This window comes from Pandoraea cepalis (assembly GCF_902459665.1).
GTDB lineage: Bacteria > Pseudomonadota > Gammaproteobacteria > Burkholderiales > Burkholderiaceae > Pandoraea > Pandoraea cepalis.
On sequence record NZ_CABPSL010000011.1, the window covers coordinates 29,053 to 49,221 of the forward strand.

Consider the following 20,169-nt stretch of genomic DNA (forward strand, 5'->3'; position numbering starts at 1 on the left):
CGCAGGTTCGGCCTGGGCACTACCCCGGCACCAAGCTCCCCAACAACGTCGCCACAAACGTTTGCGTGATAGGAGGTAACGTTCTCCCGCGCTTCTTGATCAGGGCAATAGGTCGCAGGAACGCGTCGTGATCGATCGGGCGAACCCGCAATTCCGGTTCCGCCCGGACTTCCCGAGCCGACGCCGGCAGGATGGTCACGCCGAGTCCCGCGCGGACCATGGCGACGGCCGTCATCATGTACGTCGGCTCGCAGGCAATTTCCGGTGCGCACCCGCCGCTCGCGAACGCGCCATCCACCACCGCCCGCACACTCGTGCCCTGCGCCGTCAGCACCAGCGGCACGCTGGCGAGATCCGTCAGCGATACGCGCTTGCGCCGCGCCAGCGCATGTCCCGCCGGCAGCACCGCCACCAAGTGGTCGGCGCCCGCGTACAACACGTCAATCTCCGCGTCGTTCAACTCACCGCCCGTCAGGCCGATATCGACCTCTTCGTTACGCACCAGCGTCTCGACCACCCCGGCCACCGCATCTCTCACATGAAAACCGGCGCGCGGTACCGCCGCCTTCACCTGCTGGATCAACTCCGGCAGCACACTCGCCGCAAACGTCGGCAAACAGGCAATGCGTACCGTGCCGCTCGACCCGTCGCCGAGCGCGCGCGCATCGATCAGCACATGCTCCATGTCATGCAGCGACTTCTGCAACAACGGCAGTAGCTCACGCCCCGTCGGCGTCAGCGCAACATTTCGGCTGTTGCGATCGAACAGCCGAATGCCGACCGTCTCCTCCAACCGCCGGATCTGCACGGTCAATGCCGGTTGCGACAAATGCAATCGCGCCGCCGCTCGCGTGAAGCTGCCGGTCTGCGCCACCGCGATGAACGCGCGGATGTCTCGTAGATTCAAATCCATTATGTTTTTTGATTGCTGCGATCAAATCATTTCAATTGATTTATCAACGCCCCGAACTTACGCTCGTTCGCATCAAAAAACAACATAGGAGACAAGCACATGCTGCCATTACTGGGGCTGGCTACTATCGTCGTGCTGCTCGGCGCGATTCTTTCGAAACGCATGTCGCCGCTCGTCGCGCTCATCATCGTGCCCATCGTGGCGTCGCTGATCGGCGGGTTCGGCTTTCATACCAGCAAATTCGTGATCGACGGCCTCAAGAGCCTCGCGCCGGTCGTCGGCATGTTCGTCTTTGCAATTCTTTACTTCGGCACCATCACCGACGCCGGCACGCTCGATCCGATCATCGATCGCATCCTGAAAGCCGTCGGCACCCGACCCACGCGCATCGTCATGGGCACGACGCTGCTGGCCCTGCTGATCCACCTCGACGGTTCCGGCGCCGTGTGCTTCCTCGTGACGATTCCGGCCATGCTCCCGCTTTACGACCGTCTGGGCATGGACCGCCGCGTGCTGGCAGCCGCCGTGTCGATGGCCGCGGGCATCAACTTCTTGCCGTGGACCGGGCCGATGATTCGAGCGTCGGCGTCGCTCCACCTGCCGGTGTCGAGCCTGTTCAATCCGCTGATTCCGGTGCAAGCCATCGGGCTGGTCTTCGTATTTGGCATGGCCTACTGGCTCGGCCGCCGGGAAGAGAAGCGGCTCGGCCTGAGCGCCACGAGCGGGTCGATCCCAAGCCCCAAGCGAGAACTCTCGCCGGAGCAACAGGCGCTGCGCCGTCCGAAGCTCTTCTGGTTCAACATCCTCCTAACGCTGGTCGTGCTCGGCACGATGGTCGTGATGGGCGAGAAGCTGCCGCCCGCAATCATGTTCATGGTGGGCCTGTGCGTCGCATTGATGGTGAATTACCCGGACGTCGACATGCAACGCAAACGCATCGACGCGCACGCACGCGCGGCGTTGATGATGGCCGGCATTTTGCTCGCCGCCGGGGTCTTCACCGGTGTGATGCAGGGCAGCGGCATGCTCAAGGCGATGGCGCAAGCGGCCGTCGGCTTCGTGCCGCCGGGCATGGCGGGCCACATTCCGGTCGCGCTCGGTCTGCTGTCGATGCCGCTGAGCATGCTCTTCGATCCCGATTCGTTTTACTTCGGCGTACTGCCGGTCATTGCCGAGGTCGCCGGACAACTGGGCGTGCCGGCCGTGCACGTCGGGCAAGCCGCCCTGCTGGGCCAGATGACGACAGGATTCCCGGTCAGCCCCCTCACGCCCGCCACCTTCCTGGTCGTCGGCCTGTGCGGCATCGATTTGGCCGACCATCAGAAGTTCACGTTTCCGCTGCTGTTCGGCGCATCCATCGTCATGACGATCGCGTGTGTCGCACTCGGCATCTTCACGCTTTAAGCCTTACTGAACGGACCCGACCCGCATGAACGGCACGCAACCCACCCCGTCTTCGCGACGAATCCGGATCGGCGCAGGCGCCGGATACTCGGGCGACCGCATCGAGCCTGCCGTTGAACTCGCTCAGCGAGGTGCGCTCGACTATCTCGTCTTCGAATGCCTGGCCGAACGCACGATTGGCATTGCGCAACAGGCACGTCGCCGAGACCCGCAATCCGGCTACGACCCGCTGCTCGAAGCACGCATGACCGCCGTACTGCCGGCAGCGCTGCGCAACGGCGTGCGGATCATCTCGAACATGGGCGCGGCCAACCCGCTCGCGGCGGCACGAAAGACAGCGGAGATCGCTCGCGCACTGGGGCTCGGCGACGTGAAGATCGCCGCCGTCACCGGCGACGACGTGCTCGACGTCGTGCTGCAAGGAGACGCCCACTTCGAAGAAACGGGCGAGCGCGTGGCGTCTTACGGGAATCGTATCGTGTCGGCCAATGCGTATCTGGGCGCGGCCGGCATCGTCGATGCCCTGGCGGCGGGCGCGCAAATCGTGTTGACGGGCCGGGTGGCCGACCCTTCGTTGTTCGTCGCGCCGCTGATCCACGAATTCGGATGGCGCATGGACGATTGGGAAACGCTGGGACAGGCCACCGTCGTCGGACATCTGCTGGAGTGCGCGGGACAGATCACCGGCGGCTACTTCGCCGATCCGGGCTACAAGGACGTGCCCAACCTCGCGACGCTCGGGTTCCCGATTGGCGAAGTCGCGCCCGACGGATCGGTCGTCATCACCAAGGTGCCCGACGCCGGGGGACGCGTGACGCAAGCCACATGCAAGGAGCAGTTGCTTTACGAGATTCATGATCCCCGGCGATATCTTCAGCCCGACGTCGTGGCCGACTTTTCGCACGTGCGTGTGGAAGAGGAAGCCCCCGACCGGATCAAGGTAACGGGCGGACGCGGCACCCCCCGCACGGACACGCTCAAAGTTTCCGTCGGCTACGTCGACGGATTCATTGGCGAAGGGCAGATCTCTTACGGGGGCCCGGGCGCCGTGGCACGGGCGAGGCTAGCGCTCGATATCGTTCGCGAACGACTGGCATTGACGGGCGTGCAGACGAGCGAATTGCGTTGCGATCTGATCGGGGTGAATTCGCTGCACGGAGAAACGGCGGGCGCGCGCCACGCCGAGCCCTACGAAGTCCGTGTGCGCGTAGCGGGACGCACGGCATCGGCCGACCAGGCACTACGCATCGGCAACGAAGTCGAGACGTTGTACACCAACGGTCCGGCCGGCGGTGGTGGCGTGACCAAGTCCGTACGCGAGGTGCTCGCGGTCCAGTCGGTGCTCTTGCCACGCGAGCACGTCAAGCCGTCCTTTACCTTCGTGGAGATGTGAGATGAAGCTGCGTGAACTCGCGCATTCGCGCACGGGCGACAAGGGCAACACACTCAACGTCTCGCTCATCTGCTACGACGCAAAGCATTACGAGCACTTGCGCGCCGAAGTCACGGCCGAGCGGGTGAAGGCGTTTCTGGGGGACGTCGTGCTTGGCGATGTCGTGCGTTACGAACTGCCTTGCCTGGGCGCGTTCAACTTCGTCCTGGGCAAGGCGCTCGGGGGCGGCGTGACGCGCTCGCTCGCGCTGGACGCCCACGGCAAATCGATGAGTTCGGCCTTGCTGGATTTCGAGGTCACGACGCCGGATTGACACGCGACGCGCTCGACGCGCCGACACGCCGACACGCCCCCCCCGAGCCCGGGCGCCCGCGGGACAGGTAACTTCGCCCCCTCGACGACCGACGCCCTACCATTTCGCACCGACCGGCGACGGCCCGTCGGCACGCTGGCCAAGATAGTTGCGCAGATAGTCGACGAAGCAAGTGACCTTCGTCGAGAGGTTCAGGCGCTCCGGATACACCGCGTAGAGGTCGGCCGGCGGCGTATCGTACGCGGGTAGCACGTGCGCCAGTCGACCGGTGCGCAAATACTTCGCCACATCCCACTGGGCACGCATCAGGATGCCGCACCCGTCCAGCGCCCACCTCAGGGCGACCTCCCCCCCGCCGCCCCCAGTCAGCGGTTCCCTTCGGGGTTCCGCTGACTGGGGGGACGTCGGACCAACCGGATGTGACCACGAGGCTCGAAGTAGGTGCCGAATCTCACGAGTCCCGCCGTCTTCAGGTGGCACGTCATTTCGAAACTCATGACGACACCCGGATCGTCGTCTGGAAGCGCCTCGACCTCGACGGCCCGGATACGCGGCTCGTACGCCAGCAACGTTCGCTCCAACTGCGCCTGAAGTCGGCTCGTGGACGCCGGAAGCGCGCGATAGACATTGCCGAGATCGGGTAATCCATAGTCCGGCAAATGCTTGACGGCACCTGCGCGGGTGTTCAGGATGCGATGCACATTGCGCTGGACACTCATGATCTCGAGCGTCTTGTCGTCATGGGCCGCGAGGGGCTCCCCATGGATATGCCCCAGCAACATGTCATAGAGGGACGGCCCTGCCGTCATCGTGCCGACCTCGATGGCGGCACTTGAGCATCGGCGTCACGCTCAGTTGCGACGAACTCGATATCGAGTTGGCCCTCGTCGGATAACGTGAGTGCGATACCCGCGGGCGTCTCGCCCAAAGCCAGTCGCGCGAGCAATTCGCGCGACACCGTAGGCAGCACCTGCGCACGGATGAAGGCATCGATGCCTCGTGCCCCGGATTCACGGCTCAGGCAGCCTTCAGCCAACGTCGCGATCAACGTCTCGTCCACTGTCAACACGACGCGGTGACGGGCAGCCAACCGATCCGTGACCATGGCCAGCTTCATGCCCACAATCGAGTGCAACGCGCGCGTATCGAGCGGCCGGTAGACCAGCGTTTGAAACCGGGCGAGCAAGGCGGGTTGGAAGTGCGACACCAGTTCCGGGCGAATGGCGTCGAACAATGCGCCCTGTGAGATGTCCGGCTGTGCTTCGGTGCGGGTCTCGATGCTCGCACTCCCCAAGTTGGACGTCATCAGAATGACGCAGTGGCGGAAGTCGATCTCGCGCCCTTCCCCGTCGCGCATCGTGCCGCGGTCGAACACCTGGTAGAACATATCCAACACGTCACGGTGCGCCTTCTCGACCTCATCGAGCAACACGACACTGTACGGACGCTGCCGCACGGCTTCGGTGAGCACGCCGCCGCGCCCATATCCGACATACCCCGGCGGCGAGCCTTTCAGTTGGGAGACCGTATGGGCCTCCTGGTATTCCGACATGTTGATGGTGGTCAGGGCGGCAGTCCCGCCGAAGAGTGCGTCAGCCAGCGCACGCGCCGTTTCGGTTTTTCCGACCCCGGACGGCCCGGCAAGCAGAAACACACCCAGCGGCGCGTGGGCCGACGTCAGGCCTGCCTTGGCGGTCCGCAGGCTCTCGGCAAGGGCGCTCAAGGCATCCTCTTGGCCGACGACACGGGTCGCGAGCTGCGTCTCCAACGACAGAAGGCTGCGCAACTCGTCGGCCACCAGGTTGCCGACCGGCACCCCCGTCCATTCGGCGACGACACGCGCGACGGTCCGAGCATCGACGTCGGCGCAGACCAACGGGGATTCGCCCTGCCGCTCGGCCAACGCATCGAGGGCACGCGTCAACGCATCACCGTCGCGCATCTCCGGCCGCGCGTCGCGATGCTCCCGCACGGCATCGACCAGCGCCTGCTCTTGCACGTAGCGCGCCTGCAACGAATCCGCGTGTCCCTTCCCCTGCGCCAATTCCGCCACGATCTCCGTGAGGCGAAGCGCAGTACCGTTCACTCCCTCGGCAGCGTCCGCTTCGAGCATAGTCTGCTCGATTGTCAACGCCCGCACCGCCGCGGCGGCTCGTTGCAGCTCGACCGGCGCCGTCTCCCAACTCATCCGCACGCGTGCCGCCGCGGTGTCGATCAGGTCGACAGCCTTGTCCGGCAACTGACGCGCCGGAATGTAACGGCGCGATAGCGTGACGGCGGCGACGAGCGCTTCGTCGCGAATATGCACACGGTGGAATGCGGCGTAGCGGGCCTGGAGACCGCGCAACATCAGGCATGCGGTCTCATCGTCGGGCTCATCGACCTTGATCATTTGAAAGCGGCGCTCGAGCGCGGCATCTCGCTCGAAGAATGCTTTGTACTCAGCCCAAGTGGTCGCCGCAATCGTGCGCAGTTCCCCCCGCGCCAGGGCGGGCTTGAGCAGATTGGCCGCGTCAGCCCCGCCCGCCGCGTTGCCAGCACCGATGAGCGTGTGCGCCTCGTCAATAAAGAGGAGTATGGGCACCGACGACGCCTGCACCTGCTCGATCACAGTCTTGAGCCTCTGCTCGAATTCCCCCTTCAACCCGGCACCGGCCTGCAACAGGCCCAGGTCGAGCGTCAGCACTCGCACATTGCGCATGACGCTGGGCACGTCGCCATGCGCGACCCGCAGGGCAAGTCCCTCGACCAGCGCCGTCTTTCCTACCCCCGGTTCGCCCACCAGGATCGGATTGTTCTTTCGACGTCGCGACAATACGTCGACCATCTGCTGAATCTCACGATCTCGCCCGAGAACAGGATCGATCTCGGCATTTCGCGCTTTTTCCGTGAGATCGATCGCATAGCGCGACAAGGCATCTGTCTGCGCCGCGCCCCCTACCGAACTCGCGACGGATGGCGCGACGCACGCCGCGCCGGGCGTAGGCACCTCGGAGACTTCCGCTGGCGCGGAGACGGTCTCGGGGGGCGCTTCGAGGGTTGGTGGCGTCTCGCAGGTGCGAGGGCCAAGCCGGGCGACGAGCCGGCGGATCTGCGCGTTGCCGACGCTCAACAACGGCCACGCATCGCGAGCCCGCAGTACGTGCGGCGCGTCGACGATCGCCTGAAGCAGATGGGCAGAGCGAATCGGACCGGGGACGCCCTCCGCTCGGGCATGTGTCCACGCGTCCGACAGGACTGTGGCAAGTTGGGGAGACAGCGAGGGCTTGCCTCGCAAGTTGCGCGGCAGTTTGTCGATGGCGGACAGTAGCGCGTCCCAAACGGTATCCGCATCGATGTCGTAGTGACGCAAGATCGCCGGGATGTCACCGTCACCGGCCTCGAGGAGCTTGAGCAACCAATGCTCGACGGTAATGTCGTCTGCTAGCCGCGTCCTGCAAAGACTCGCGGCAGCCTCGAGGGCCATCGCACAGTGCGCATTGAGGTGTTGCAGCAGATAGGGGGTGTCGCGAGAGGTCATGTCAGGCAGGTGGGAATTCCAGGAGGCCAGAGATCGCTGCCAACGCCGGCGGCAAAAAATGCACGCCGGCGATCGGCAAGCCGTTATCGTCGCAACGCGTCAGGCAGCGCTGCCGCCACGCTCGTTCCACGAGTCCTTGTGCTGGATGTTGCCGTCGGCATACTTCCACTGGATCGTTTCGTAGCGCAGCTCCACCTCTTCGAGATGGTTATGCTTTTCGTAGTCCGGCACCTTGATGTCCAGCATCTTGGCGTTGATGCTGACCACCTTGACGTTCTCCATCACGGTCGTGAAGTACTCCTCCTCTTTGCCGGCACCGTCGATTTCATACTCTCGAATGGTGACCGTCTGCAGCGTCTTGCCCGACGTCAGGGCCTTGTAAAGCTCGGGCGACGAGCGATCCTTGGCCTTGGTCAGCAGGTACGGCTTGTGCACCCGCGTGCCGGTCAGCTTGCCGGTGTTGCCGTCGGTCGGGATATAGACGTTGTGCTCATAGGCGACGAGTTCGACGCTGCCCTCTCGCCCCTTGACGGTGACCGACCCGTCGATTTTCTTACCGGCGTCGTCAGACAGAAACATATAGCCCGGAATTGCCATGCATTGCTCCTAGATTGCTACTACAACAAATGCCCGCGGATTGTGCCTGCGAGCGGTGATATCCCGAAACCCGCGGTTTCGGGGACATTGGGCAGTGAAGTGGCGGAGCGCTCAGGTGCCGAAGTCGGGCACCAGCGTGATCTCGACGCGGCGATTGTTCGCGCGCCCGACGTCGGTATCGTTTCCGGCAATCGGTCGCGTGTCGCCGTAGCCCTGAACCGCGAACTGCGTGGCGGCGAGACCCGACGCCTCGACCAGCCAGTCACGCACCGCCTCGGCACGTGCTGTCGAGAGCCGCAGATTGAATGCCGGCGACCCCGTGTTATCGGTGTACCCCGCAACCAGCACCCGCTTGCGCGCATGCGACTTGATCATCTCCACCGCGTCGACCATGCGCTTGGTCGAACCCGGCTTGAGCGTGGCCTTGCCGCTATCGAACAACGACATGCTGTCGAGCGTGATGACCGACGGCAGCGGCGGCGGCGGAACATACGAGGCAATGGCCTGATGCAGCGGATCCATCAAGTGCGCCCCGCGATACATGCCGAACGAGAACCGAAGCGGGACGCCCAGGCGGGCATGGCGATCCAACTGGTCTCGATCCTCCACCAATCGCTGGAGCGCCTCGCGTTTGGCCAAGTCATGGCCGGGGGCTACCCGGGCATAGCGCGCGAGGTGATCCTGAACCGCGCCAAGCAGGGTCTCGTTGTGCTTTCCTGCCGCCCAGAAGGCGAAGGCACCGGCACAGGCAAACAGGGTCACGAGGTGGACGCACGTGCGCGTCAACGTCGACATATGTGGACGGCGACGCATGGCCGCAATGAATGGATGCGGCATCGGCCAAGGTCGAGGCGACGCTGGAGCGCCCGCAGGTTGCACGCGAATATGCGCCGCGACCGCTTCCTCCCACGCGCGCCGGCCATCGGTCGCGGGACCGCAGTCGATCCACGCAACGCCGTGCACCGTCAAGGGTGCCCAGGGCAGATCCGCGTTGACAAGCTCGGTCAACACCGTACGGTGCGTCCATGGCACGATCGATGCCATGCCTGCGGCGCGGGCAATGCGCGGCGCACCGCCGCCAGCACGCTGCGCGACCTGCTCGGCTGCCGATACGACATGCTCCCACTGTGAAGACTCGACGGGAGCCCGCCCCGATGCCACGCCAAACCATTCCGGCTCCCCCTCCGGCGCGGCATGAGTAAGCCGTTGGTACACGGCCACGTAGCCTGGCAATGCGGCGTCGATGCGTCTCGCCGCCTCTGCCGCCGCCTGACGGATGGTGCGCAGCGTCTGCGCCAGGCTTTCGGTGCGCGCATGACTGCCAGGCGACACGCAAATCATGACGCCATCGGGGGGCAAGCCTTTGCGCCAATGCTTTACGGCCAACGCGAGTCCGGGTAGATCGCCGGGCGTGTCGACGCGCAACCAGATCGCGCCAGCCTCTAGGTGGACAAGGTCGTCGGCACCCGCCCGCTCGAAAATCGCCGACAGTCCGTCGCCCGTCACGAGCACCCATGGCATGCGCATGCGTTGCCTGGCCGACATCTCCCCCAGCGCGAGGCGCACGGCGGCAAAACCCTCCTCCGCTTCGGCGGGCCCAGCCTCGGCGCCAAGCCAAAGCACGAGGATCGCCACTGCCACGATCACAATGCTCACCATCGTGGCAACATCGGTGGCGATCGGGCTGACGACCCACAGCACGGCAAGCGCCAAGGCGGCGGCCAGGACGATCATGGTTCGGCGAGGATAGGCGAAGCTTCCGCCGTGGCGAATGGCGCTCACGGGCGCGCCACCGTCGCCGCGGCCTCGGCGACCGGCGTGTCGGCCGAGAGCTGGACAAGGTGAGCGTCAAGTGCCGTAGTCCAAACGCCCCACACCAGTCCGGCGGCAACACAGGCCATTGCCGCGATCATCCAGGGCGAGAGGAGATAGAGCCAATCGGACAAGCGCCGGCCCTTCTGCTCGATCAAAAACGACGGCGCCACCGGCGGGCGCATTGCAGCGATCCGGTCATTCAACGCGTTCACCAGTTCGCGACGCTTGGCTTCGCCCAACAGCGCGTATCGCCCCACGAAACCCAACCCAAGCAAAGCACTGTAGAACTCGAGGACGTCCACATTCGCGACGGGCGCATTGAGGTGCGCCTCCAGCCGCGTGAACACGCGTTCGCCGGCGTCATGAATATCAAAGCGTTGGATCTGTAACGGCGCAAGCGCCCAGCCACCGCGATCCGATTCACTCAAATGTCGCAGCGCTGTTTCATCGAGCAAGGCACACAGCGCCACACGCAGGTCGTGCTCGATCTCTGCGTGCCTCCATTGTCGCACGAGCGCCGCGTCGAACGAATCGAGCAGTGCTTCGCAGCGCTCGCGCAATGACACAGCGTCCGGGACGGCCCCGCCTGCAGACAGGGTGGCAACAAGCAGCGCAACGTCGCGAACAAGCGGGCGAATCGGACCGGCTGCCGGCACCGAGGCGTGAGTGGACAACGCCGCGTCGCCGGCGTTTGCCGGGTCGGCGACTTCGACGGTGAGGGTATTCATGAGCGTAGGACCGCGTAGAGTTCGACCGACGCTTCCGCCAGCGACATCGGCAAGTAGATTTGACACGCGCGCACCGCCAACATGCGCGCAAGCGCGTCGCTGGCGCCATCGAGCGCGAAGTAGTGGTTGTCCATGCGCACGGGCATCGCGGATGGCACCCGTTGCACCGCCGTCAGGGGAATGCCGGGCAACGCCGAGGTGACAATGCGCTCGACGTCGTCCGGCGCACCGATCTTGCACAGGCGCGGGAACTGTTGCGCAAGCGCCGAGGTCGTGGCCACCGCACTGACAGACACGTACCAGTCCACGCTCCCATCGACAATTCGCTCGTCGAGAATCTGGCCCGCCCAGGTCGTCGCCGTTTTGCGCGCCAGCCCGATCGGGATGACACGAGACGGAATGATCGTATCCAGCAGATCGCGCAGCGTGGTCTCGAGCACGGCGAATACCTCGTCGGCCCGCACGTGGTCGTACTCGGGAATATCGGTGAGTTTCGCCCGGGTCGAAAAGGTCATCAACGTGCTCGTCAGTTGGGCCAGCATCAAATAGAGAGATTCGGTTGGCCGATGCGGATAGCGCGCGAAGTGCCGCAATTGCGGCCATGCCTGGTGAATGCAATGCAGCAACCAGAAGAGCTGGACGTCCGCCACGCCATACTCGATGACCTGATCGGCGCGCTCACCGCGACGCGTGCCGAGGGCAAGACTCTTGGCATGCAGGATGTCGGCAATACGTTGCATCCGTTCGATATGCCGCGCGTGACCCGACAACGCAAGGCAGGGCGGCACAAAATCACGGTCGACATGGAGTCGGCCGCTGGCCGCCCGCGTCAGGCGAGCGATGACGCAGACCGTGTCATCGGCATGCGGTTCGAAGTCGAACAGTAATCGCACCGCGTGGCGCTCGACGGCGATTTCGACCGCTTCCGTGCCGAACTCATCGATCACCTTGACGTACTCGCGATATGAGCGGCGCGGGCGTGAGGTCGCCGTCGTGTCGAGCTGGCTGTTCGAACCGTTGGCGTCGGGAAGCGCCAACGCCGCCAGCACCGTGAGTGACTGAACGTCCGGGGCAGTGCCGTGCGTCAAGTCCCGCGCCGCGGGCAGCGCATCGGCGAGCGTCGTGTCAACCGGCGTGCCATCGGGAAAGCGCAGCTTCAGGCGGTTGAGCTTCAATCGCCCCGCCGCCAAAGCCTGCTCGTCAATGTCGACGTCAAGCGTGCCCCAGGGCGCCGACAGCACCTCGGAAACCATCTGTTGCAGAGAGAAACGAGTCCAACGTTCCTGCTGCTGAAAATGCTGTGGGGCGAGGATGACGCCTTCCTGCCACAGGGGTTTCTCTATCCGCATACTCAATCGTCCAAAACCGGAACACTCAAGGCGCGGAATACTACATCACGTTTTTACAGAAAAAATACGTAGATATCCAAATTAACAAAATTCAATACCAAAATCTATACGAAGCAAAATTAGCTTTTTCCCATGCCAAAACTACCATCAATGGTGTAAACAAGATTTCATATTAATTTGACATATATCGCATAAATTTCGCACCTTCCACCAAACCAATCTCAGTGAAACTCAACGTTGATTTACGCATACAACTCAATCAATACAATTCAATCATACATATCCCATCCATCAATAAATAATTCTAGGATATCTAACCTTTGACGCCATAACGATCGCCGTGTTACATAGCTCCCCTTTCATTCTTTTCGGCCCACATGTGGTCGCAGAGAATCGTTTTTTGACTAACACCTACAGAGAGAGCCAATGGACAGTTTTCAGCGTGAGATTCCGAAATCCAGGGTATCCATCACTCTTGACCTGCATACGGGCGGGGCACAGAAGAAGGTCGAGCTGCCGCTCAAATTGCTGGTCGCGGGCGACTTCAGCGCTGGTCGGGAGCAAGCGCCCCTGGCTGAGCGCGAGAAGGTCAACGTCGACAAGAACAACTTTGATGCCGTACTTGCCGATTACGCCCCCGACCTGAAGTTCGCGACGACCAACACGCTTTCCGACGACAACTCGGACATGCCGGTGAGCCTGTCGTTTCGGTCGATGAAGGACTTCGAGCCCGAGCAGGTGGCTCGGCAGATTCCCGAACTCCAGGCGTTGCTCGCCATGCGCAATCTACTGTGCGATCTCAAATCGAACCTGCTGGACAACACCGGCTTTCGCCGGGAGTTCGAGAAGGTGCTCAAGGACAAGCGTCTGTCGGACAGGCTGCGCGGCGAGTTGGCGCAAATCGCCACGGCGGCCACCCAGGCTGAGGGCCATGCCTGAGCGTAGTACGCCCCAGCGGGCGTGCACGGTTTTGCATACCCCCAACTCCCTTCACGAACTCAAGCGGAACCCGAAATGAAGTCGAAAGAAGCACAACAAAGCGCGCCCCAGGCCGTGGCGTTCGACGCGAACGACGCGTCGAAGGCTGCCATCGACAGCGTGTACGCGTCACTATGCAGCAAGATCCGTCTCCAACCCGTGACCGAGGCGCGGCCGATCGAAGCCTTTCGCGACAACGACATGCTGGCGGAAGCATCGGCTGACGAGCGCATCGCACGCGGCATGGGGGCATTCCTCGAGCTGGTATCGAGATCCAGCCAGGCGGTCGACCGCCTGGACAAGTCGCTGCTGGATTTCCACATTGGGCAACTGGATCGTCAGATCAGCCGCCAACTGGATGCGGTGATGCACGCGCCGGAGTTCCAGGCGCTCGAAGGCCGGTGGCGCGGTCTGAAGATGCTGGTCTCTCGCACCGACTTCCGCAAGAACGTGAAGATCGAGGTGATGGATGTCTCGAAGGCGGCCTTGCAGCAGGACTTCGACGATGCGCCGGAGCTGATTCAGAGCGGGCTATATCGCAAGACCTATGTGGAGGAATACGACACCCCTGGCGGCCAGCCGATCGGGGCCATCATCAGCGATTTCGAGTTCGAGAACTCGCCGATGGACGCCGCACTCCTGCGCAACATCTCGAAAGTCGCAGCGGCGGCACATATGCCGTTCATCGGCGCGGTCGGTGCGGCGTTCTTCGGCAAGCGTTCGATGGAAGAGGTCGCGGCCATCCAGGACATCGCGAACTATCTCGATCGCGCCGAATACATCAAGTGGAAGAGCTTTCGCGAGACTGACGATTCGCGGTATGTCGGCTTGACGATGCCGCGCGTGCTGGGGCGTCTTCCGTACGGCCGCGACACCACGCCTGTGCGTGCCTTCAACTACGAGGAAGCTGTCAAGGGTCCGGACCACGACAAGTATCTGTGGGTCAACGCGTCGTTCGCGTTTGCCGCGAACATGGTGCGCAGCTTCATGAGCAACGGTTGGTGCGTGCAGATTCGCGGCCCGCAGGCAGGCGGGCGCGTTGATGACCTGCCGGTGCATCTGTATGACCTCGGCACGGGGGTGCAGCCGAAGATTCCGACGGAGGTGCTGATTCCGGAGACGCGCGAGTTCGAGTTTGCGAATCTGGGTTTCATCCCGCTGTCGTTCTACAAGAACCACGACTTTGCGTGCTTTTTCTCGGCCAGCTCGACGCAACGACCGGCGCTTTACGAGACGAAGGAGGCGACGGCCAACAGCCGCATCAACGCGCGTCTGCCGTACATTTTCCTGCTCTCGCGCATTGCGCACTACCTGAAGCTGATTCAGCGCGAGAACATCGGCATGACGAAGGATCGTCGCGTGCTCGAGCTGGAAATGAACAGTTGGATCAAAGGGCTCGTCACCGAGATGAACGACCCGAGCGATGCGCTTCAGGCCTCGCACCCGCTGCGCGAGGCGAAGGTCATCGTCGAGGACATCGACGACAACCCGGGCTTCTTCCGCACGAAGCTCTTCATCGTGCCGCACTTCCAGGTCGAAGGCATGGACATCGGGCTCTCGCTCGTGTCGCAACTGCCCAAGGCCAAAGGTTGATTCTGGATTGACGGCATGCTCCCTCGGTGCGCCTCCCGGCGCGCGGAGGGGCGCTTCGCCCGCATTTGTAAGGGAATACACGTGTCGATGGTTTTGCCTTCCCAGGCTTATGAATTGAAACTGGCGCCGCATCCCGCGCCGTTCTCGGTATTAAAGTTCAGCGGACTCGACCGAATCAGTACGCTCTACCGCTACGAGATTGAATTCACAAGCCCGGTCACCAACCTCCCGATGGATGCGGTGCTGGGCAAGTCTGCCCGATTCAACATCGCGCCGATCGTGCCGAACGACGACTGGGTTGTGCACTTGCCGGACGTTCCAGACGAAACTGAACTGGCGTTTACCGTCCACGGCATCATCACGCAGTTCGATGAGTTCGAGACGACCGCCGACCAGACGCGCTATCGCGTGGTTCTAGAACCAAAGCTCGCGGATCTGAACCGGGCGGTGACCAGCCGATTGTTCCAGCGGGTGACGCTGCAGGAGATCGTCACGTCCCTCCTGCGCCACGAGGGGTACGCGGCCGGTGTCGACTTCATTTTCAAGCTGAGAGACGAGCGCTACGCGCGTCACGAGTATGTCACCCAGTATCGCGAAACGACGTTCGCCTTCATTCAGCGCCTTTGCGCGCAAGAGGGTGTCTGGTTTCGCTTCGAGCAGAAAAAAGACCGCGCTGCCATCGTGTTCGGCGATGACATGGACGCGTACGCGCGCAGGCAGCGACTGCTGCCGTATCGACGCGACAGCGGTTTGGAGTCGAGTGGTGCGCAAGCGCTGACAACGCTCGAGAAGCGAACAAGGCGAGTGCCGGAGGCCGTGCGTTTGCACGACTTCAACCATCGTGCGGCAGACGTACCGCTGCTCGTCGAGCAACGTGCGGTGCGCGACGACGCGACAACCCAAGCCGTCGACTACCGCTGGGGCGAACACTACGATACGCCTGAAGAAGGCGAGCGAGTTGCCTATATACGTCACGAAGCGCATCTCGCCCGCCAACTGACGTGGGCGGGAACCGGCAATCCCTTTAGGCTTGAAGCCGGTGAAGTGCTGGGTGTCGACCCCGCACCGAGCGATGCTCGGCACGGCATCCTGGTGACCGCCATCGAGTCGCGGGGCGGTCGCGCCGAACCGTTTTGCCTCGCCTTCGAGGGCATTCCCGCTGACCGCGTGTGGCGCACGCATCTGGACACGATCAGCCGCCCGGTGGTCGACGGAATATTGCCGGCTCGTGTCGTGTCGCCGGGGAATTACAAGTACGCGTACCTTGACGAGCATGGTCGCTACGTGGTCAAGCTGCCGTTCGACCTTGATGAGTGGAGTCCCGGTGGAACAAGTCGTCCGGTGCGACTGGCCAAGCCTTACAGCGGCGGCAAGTACGGCCACCACTTTCCACTCATCGATGGCGCGGAAGTCGCGCTGAGCTTCACCAATGGCGACCCCGACCGGCCAGTGATCGTGGGGGCGATGCATAACAGTGAACAACCGGACCTCGTGACCAGCGAGAACAAATCGCGCAACTTGATCGTCACCGCCGGCGGTAACGTGCAGCGCATGGAGGATCTGGAAGGCGCCGAGCACGTTCACCTGTCCGCGCCATATCAAGCGAGTGAGTTGAATCTCGGTCACTTGGTCGACGGGGAGGACAAGGGGCGCGGCGCGGGCGCGGAGCTTCGGACTGATGGACACGCAGCGACCCGAGGCGCCAAGGGGTTACTCCTATCCGCAGAACCGCAGGCTGGTGGAACGGGTCAACAGTTGGCAATGCCGAGCGCCGACGAAACGCTTCGTCAGGCACAGCAGATACTTGGCTCGCTGAACACCATGGCGTCCGCCGCAAATGCCATTCTCGCCGACGTCGATTCGCAGCGCGTGCTCATTGAACAACATCTGAACAATCTTCGTCGGCCGACCATCGTCGCGAGCGCACCTGAGGGTGTCGGCCTTGCGAGCGGACGGGACATGCAAATCGCTACGAAGAAACAGATGTTTGTCACTGCCGGAGATGGGCTTGACGTCGGTGTCATGAAGCGAATCACCGTCGCAGCCGGTGAGGCACTGTCATTTTTGGCCGGAACACTCGGCATTCGTCTGTTCGCGGCCAAAGGTAAAGTCCAGATCGAAGCACAGGCCGACGGCATGGACCTCTTGTCCATGCGTGACATGTCGATCAGCTCTGCCGACGGAAAAATCACGATCACGGCCAAGCAAGGCGTGACGATCGGCGATGGTGCCGGCGCATACATCACGTTATCGGGCGGGAAAATTGTAGTCGGGAGTCCCGCCGGTGAGATTGATTTGCACGGAAACCTGAGCGTGCTTTCACCGCAAAGTGGGTCGTTCAAGTTCCCATCGTGGGCGGAGTCGCAGCTCACACCACAAACGACATATTTCAACTTCAGCGTTTCCGAGTAGTCATCCGAATGACGATCCCCCCCTCACCACTCCCCGCCCGCACTGCCGCGGCAGAAGACACACGAGTCAAAAGGCTGTCGTTCGCCTTTCCGTTCCTGAGGAACGGACAAGGCGCAGGCTCCAGCGCGACTCACTTCTCCGACGAGCACGAGATCTACCAAAGACTGGCCAATAGTGAATCCGCCGGCGCGTATCTGGTCGGCCGACTCGGCTTGTGGCATGGCGGAATTCACATCACAGCTTCCGGCTTCGGCAGGCACATCGACCTTGCGGCCGGCGTGCGCTGTATCGCCGATGGAGAAGTCGTAGCGTTCCGGATCAACCGTAGCAATCCGACAAGCAAGCGCCCCGGTAACCGCGAACAAGATGCGACCGTTGCTGAGTACAGTACCGGTTTCGTGTTGGTGCGGCACACGATGGCGTTTCCGACGGGAAAAACGCTAACGTTCAACAGCCTATACATGCATCTGATGTCCTATGACGATTACAGAAAGCCAAAACATGTGTCGTGGATGAAACCAGCCTATTGGCCGCAACAGTGGGAGGTCACAAAATACGCACAGGATCTTCCGGCGAGGGGACGACGCGGTCAGACGGCCGCCCAATTCAAGCAGGGCCTGCGGGTGCGCGCCAAGCCTAACGGTCGAATCCTTGCCATCCTCCCCCAAGGTGCGCGGGTCACACTTGATTCCACCAAGAATGGTTGGGGCAAGCTCAAGGCGGTGGAGCTCAATGGCGCGTCGCTATATCCGAGCCACATCGATGGGTATGCCCCATCGTCGTCAATCAGCAACGGGTGGATATCGTTAGGTCAAGAAAATGGCGGCCCGCTCGTTCACGAGACAATGCCCGACGACATCTTCGACACTGTGCAGGTGCCAGGCACGCCCATACCCATCAAAGCTGGAGATTTGGTCGGACACCTGGGCCGCTACGATAGGCTAGAACCCGGATGCGGGCCAAATAGCCAAGTCCATATCGAAACGTTTACCCCGGAAGATATCGATACATTCATCGAAACATGCTGCGATTGGGTCACCCATCACGGCCCTCACAAGGACGATTGGGCACCGCTCGGGTTGCCGGCTGAACCGACGATTCTGCGCATTGCGTCCGGCACAACTCTTTACGAACGCCAGGGAAACACGTTCACCTGCGGAGTCGATCCGCAAGCGCGCAAAACAGGTTTAGTTCAAACCTACGCCATGCCTGTACTCGGTCGCGATAAAGATCGCACCTACACCGAGCCCGAGGTGGATCGAGATGCTCGCCGTCCTGTCAATTGGTGGAACGTCAAAAGCGTAGATATGCGGGGCAACCCTGTGGAAGGATGGGTGCGTGACTTCAACCACTCGCCCGGGAGGGTTACCCGTGAATTTCCACAGAAATGGGTTGATTTCAAATGCATTTCGGAAGATCACGCCCCTACCAACACGATTTTCGCCGACACGGCGAATTGGATCGACTTCGTGACGGCGCCGAATGCGTCAGGGGCTGCTTCGCGAGCAAAGCTGAGTCCGACCATGCAGACGGTGTACGACTCCATTTTCACCGAAGGTCACGGCGAACAGGCCGCCATTCAACTGCGTGATTTATCGGCTGTCAGCGGCGATGGCTATCCGTGGCGCATGCAAGCAGCGTCACGCCTTATCGTCAAGCACGAAAGCGAGTGGGCTGTGACGGAGAAATGGGCGGCACTTTTCGCAGCCCTGAAAGAACAGACCGGCGCCGCTGCCAGGCTCGATGAAGAGAAGAAGCGTATCGAAAACCTAATTTGGTGGGAGGCCGTCAGTACGAAGCTACCGGAATTTTGCAACACTTCTGTATTTCATATCAACCCACTGGCAATTGTCGCAAATTTTGGCACCGCCATTCGCCTGAAGTGCTCGCACTGCGGCACCGATCTTGTTGTCACGCCGAACCTGCTTAAAGAGATATTCCCCCGCATCAGCGAAAATAATGCCGAACGATTTGCTGATCCGCTCACGTTTGCGTTTGCCAAACACAAAATTAACACATGCAACCGAGTGTCTCACTTTTTTGGTCAATGCGAAGTAGAGTGCGCGGGGTTCACGACATTTCGTGAAGTTCTTAATTACACGGATGGCGACCGTCTTTGGAACACGTATCGCACGGCACTGACGGCCGGACTTCGCAGAATCAACCCAACCTGGACACAAGATGAAATTGAATCTTTTGCAAAACAAAACCTAACGCATAACGACAGCAAGCTTGGTCAAGTTCTATTTGGCGACAGTCAGCACCCAGACCGCGATTATCGAGGCCGCGGCTTACTCCACGTGACGTGGCTCACGACTTACAGCGATTACAAAAAAGCAAGTGGGGTCGATGTCGTGGCCGACCCAACCAAACTGCAAAACGATCCCTGCGTTGCAGCCGATTCTGCGGCGTGGTTTTGGAGCGCGCGACGAATCAATACTCCTGCCGACGCCAATAATGCACGCAGAGTCACTCACCCAATCAATCCTGCGATGAAGGACTTTTCCCGGAGAAAGGAAGCCGCCAAAAGAGCATTTCATTTCATAAACAAAGGGGCACAGAATTGCAGGGAAAACTGGGATTTAAATCTCACGCCGGAGAATGGATGGTGATAAAAATAATCGGAACCATAATTCTGACATTTTCGCTATTTTGCACCGCAACAGCATCGCATTCTGTCGAGAATCTGTCGGATGTCATGCCAGCCGATGCCATTCGCTCAGGTTGTTCCGTTTTGATTTCAAGAGATTATCAATCGGATCCCAACGATTCCTTGAGCACGCAAATTTATTCTTTATTGATATCTTGGCAATGTGACGACGGAGAAAATTCTACGATTGGCACCTTTCCGGTAGAAGGCGCAAGTCCGGAGATTGTCACTATTTTCTACTGGGACAATGAGAACATTATCTCACTAGTAAAATGGCCAATGTCATCACAGGCCGCAGATTATTCCGGAAATTATTACAAAATCTATGCATATACATACAACAACCACAAATTCCCACGAAGATTTTTTGAAAATACGAAGATTGAACGAAATTTCCCCCCCGGATTTGATGGGCTATCTCGGGACGGCACCGTTATCAATTACCCGTTCAAAGATATAAAATCAATAAAACGAAAGCTCCGCGAGGCCCGGTAATATTCACGA

15 protein-coding genes and 1 pseudogene are annotated in these 20,169 nt (G+C 61.3%); 8 read left to right on the forward strand and 8 right to left on the reverse strand.

Going from position 1 to position 20,169, the window contains the following annotated elements:
* Positions 1–19 precede the first annotated feature (19 nt).
* Positions 20–913, reverse strand: coding sequence for a LysR family transcriptional regulator (locus tag PCE31106_RS14565; RefSeq protein WP_150563736.1), 894 nt, complete (start codon positions 911–913; stop codon positions 20–22).
* A gap of 99 nt (positions 914–1,012) precedes the next feature.
* Here PCE31106_RS14565 and PCE31106_RS14570 point away from each other — a divergent pair, with 99 nt between their 5' ends.
* The 3 genes from PCE31106_RS14570 to PCE31106_RS14580 are packed head-to-tail and all read left to right on the forward strand — an operon-like array spanning position 1,013 to position 4,023.
* Positions 1,013–2,317 carry a CitMHS family transporter gene (locus tag PCE31106_RS14570; RefSeq protein WP_150563737.1) on the forward strand — a complete coding sequence of 435 codons (1,305 nt, stop codon included), beginning with the start codon at positions 1,013–1,015 and terminating at the stop codon, positions 2,315–2,317.
* Between the two features lie 25 nt (positions 2,318–2,342).
* A complete protein-coding gene (locus tag PCE31106_RS14575; protein WP_150563738.1) occupies positions 2,343–3,710 on the forward strand; it encodes an acyclic terpene utilization AtuA family protein in 1,368 nt (455 codons plus the stop codon).
* A gap of 1 nt (position 3,711) precedes the next feature.
* Entirely contained in the window at positions 3,712–4,023 is a 312-nt protein-coding gene (locus tag PCE31106_RS14580) for an AtuA-related protein (protein ID WP_150563739.1), read from the forward strand.
* A 96-nt stretch (positions 4,024–4,119) separates the two neighbouring features.
* Here PCE31106_RS14580 and PCE31106_RS14585 read toward each other — a convergent pair.
* The 7 genes and pseudogenes from PCE31106_RS14585 to tssK form a co-directional block, all read right to left on the reverse strand.
* Positions 4,120–4,374, reverse strand: a pseudogene (locus PCE31106_RS14585) (LysR substrate-binding domain-containing protein); the annotation flags it as partial.
* Positions 4,375–4,388: 14 nt separating this feature from the next.
* A complete protein-coding gene (tssE, locus tag PCE31106_RS14590) occupies positions 4,389–4,832 on the reverse strand; it encodes a type VI secretion system baseplate subunit TssE (protein WP_150563741.1) in 444 nt (147 codons plus the stop codon).
* Complete coding sequence (gene tssH / locus PCE31106_RS14595) at positions 4,829–7,543, reverse strand: type VI secretion system ATPase TssH (protein WP_150563742.1); 2,715 nt, start codon at positions 7,541–7,543, stop codon at positions 4,829–4,831. The genes tssE and tssH overlap by 4 nt, the downstream gene beginning before the upstream one ends.
* 99 nt (positions 7,544–7,642) lie before the next feature.
* Positions 7,643–8,140 (reverse strand): type VI secretion system tube protein TssD, encoded by a 498-nt coding sequence (gene tssD / locus PCE31106_RS14600; RefSeq protein WP_150563743.1) that lies wholly within the window; start codon positions 8,138–8,140, stop codon positions 7,643–7,645.
* Positions 8,141–8,251: 111 nt separating this feature from the next.
* A complete protein-coding gene (locus tag PCE31106_RS14605) occupies positions 8,252–9,922 on the reverse strand; it encodes an OmpA family protein (protein ID WP_254441060.1) in 1,671 nt (556 codons plus the stop codon).
* Positions 9,919–10,683 carry a DotU family type IV/VI secretion system protein gene (locus tag PCE31106_RS14610; protein ID WP_254441062.1) on the reverse strand — a complete coding sequence of 255 codons (765 nt, stop codon included), beginning with the start codon at positions 10,681–10,683 and terminating at the stop codon, positions 9,919–9,921. Before PCE31106_RS14610 ends, PCE31106_RS14605 begins: the two co-directional genes overlap by 4 nt.
* Positions 10,680–12,032, reverse strand: a complete 1,353-nt coding sequence (tssK, locus tag PCE31106_RS14615; protein WP_150563744.1) for a type VI secretion system baseplate subunit TssK — start codon at positions 12,030–12,032, stop codon at positions 10,680–10,682. The genes PCE31106_RS14610 and tssK overlap by 4 nt, the downstream gene beginning before the upstream one ends.
* 426 nt (positions 12,033–12,458) lie before the next feature.
* Here tssK and tssB point away from each other — a divergent pair, with 426 nt between their 5' ends.
* The 5 genes from tssB (at position 12,459) to PCE31106_RS14640 (ending at position 20,160) form a co-directional block, all read left to right on the forward strand.
* Positions 12,459–12,971: a type VI secretion system contractile sheath small subunit gene (gene tssB / locus PCE31106_RS14620; RefSeq protein ID WP_150563745.1), complete on the forward strand. Its 513-nt coding sequence runs from the start codon at positions 12,459–12,461 to the stop codon at positions 12,969–12,971.
* 75 nt (positions 12,972–13,046) lie between these two features.
* Positions 13,047–14,603, forward strand: a complete 1,557-nt coding sequence (gene tssC / locus PCE31106_RS14625) for a type VI secretion system contractile sheath large subunit (RefSeq protein ID WP_150563746.1) — start codon at positions 13,047–13,049, stop codon at positions 14,601–14,603.
* A gap of 81 nt (positions 14,604–14,684) precedes the next feature.
* Positions 14,685–17,015: a type VI secretion system Vgr family protein gene (locus PCE31106_RS14630; RefSeq protein WP_150563747.1), complete on the forward strand. Its 2,331-nt coding sequence runs from the start codon at positions 14,685–14,687 to the stop codon at positions 17,013–17,015.
* Positions 17,016–17,023: 8 nt separating this feature from the next.
* Positions 17,024–19,627 carry a glycoside hydrolase family 19 protein gene (locus tag PCE31106_RS14635; RefSeq protein WP_150563748.1) on the forward strand — a complete coding sequence of 868 codons (2,604 nt, stop codon included), beginning with the start codon at positions 17,024–17,026 and terminating at the stop codon, positions 19,625–19,627.
* Between the two features lie 86 nt (positions 19,628–19,713).
* Entirely contained in the window at positions 19,714–20,160 is a 447-nt protein-coding gene (locus PCE31106_RS14640) for a hypothetical protein (protein ID WP_150563749.1), read from the forward strand.
* Positions 20,161–20,169: the final 9 nt, after the last annotated feature.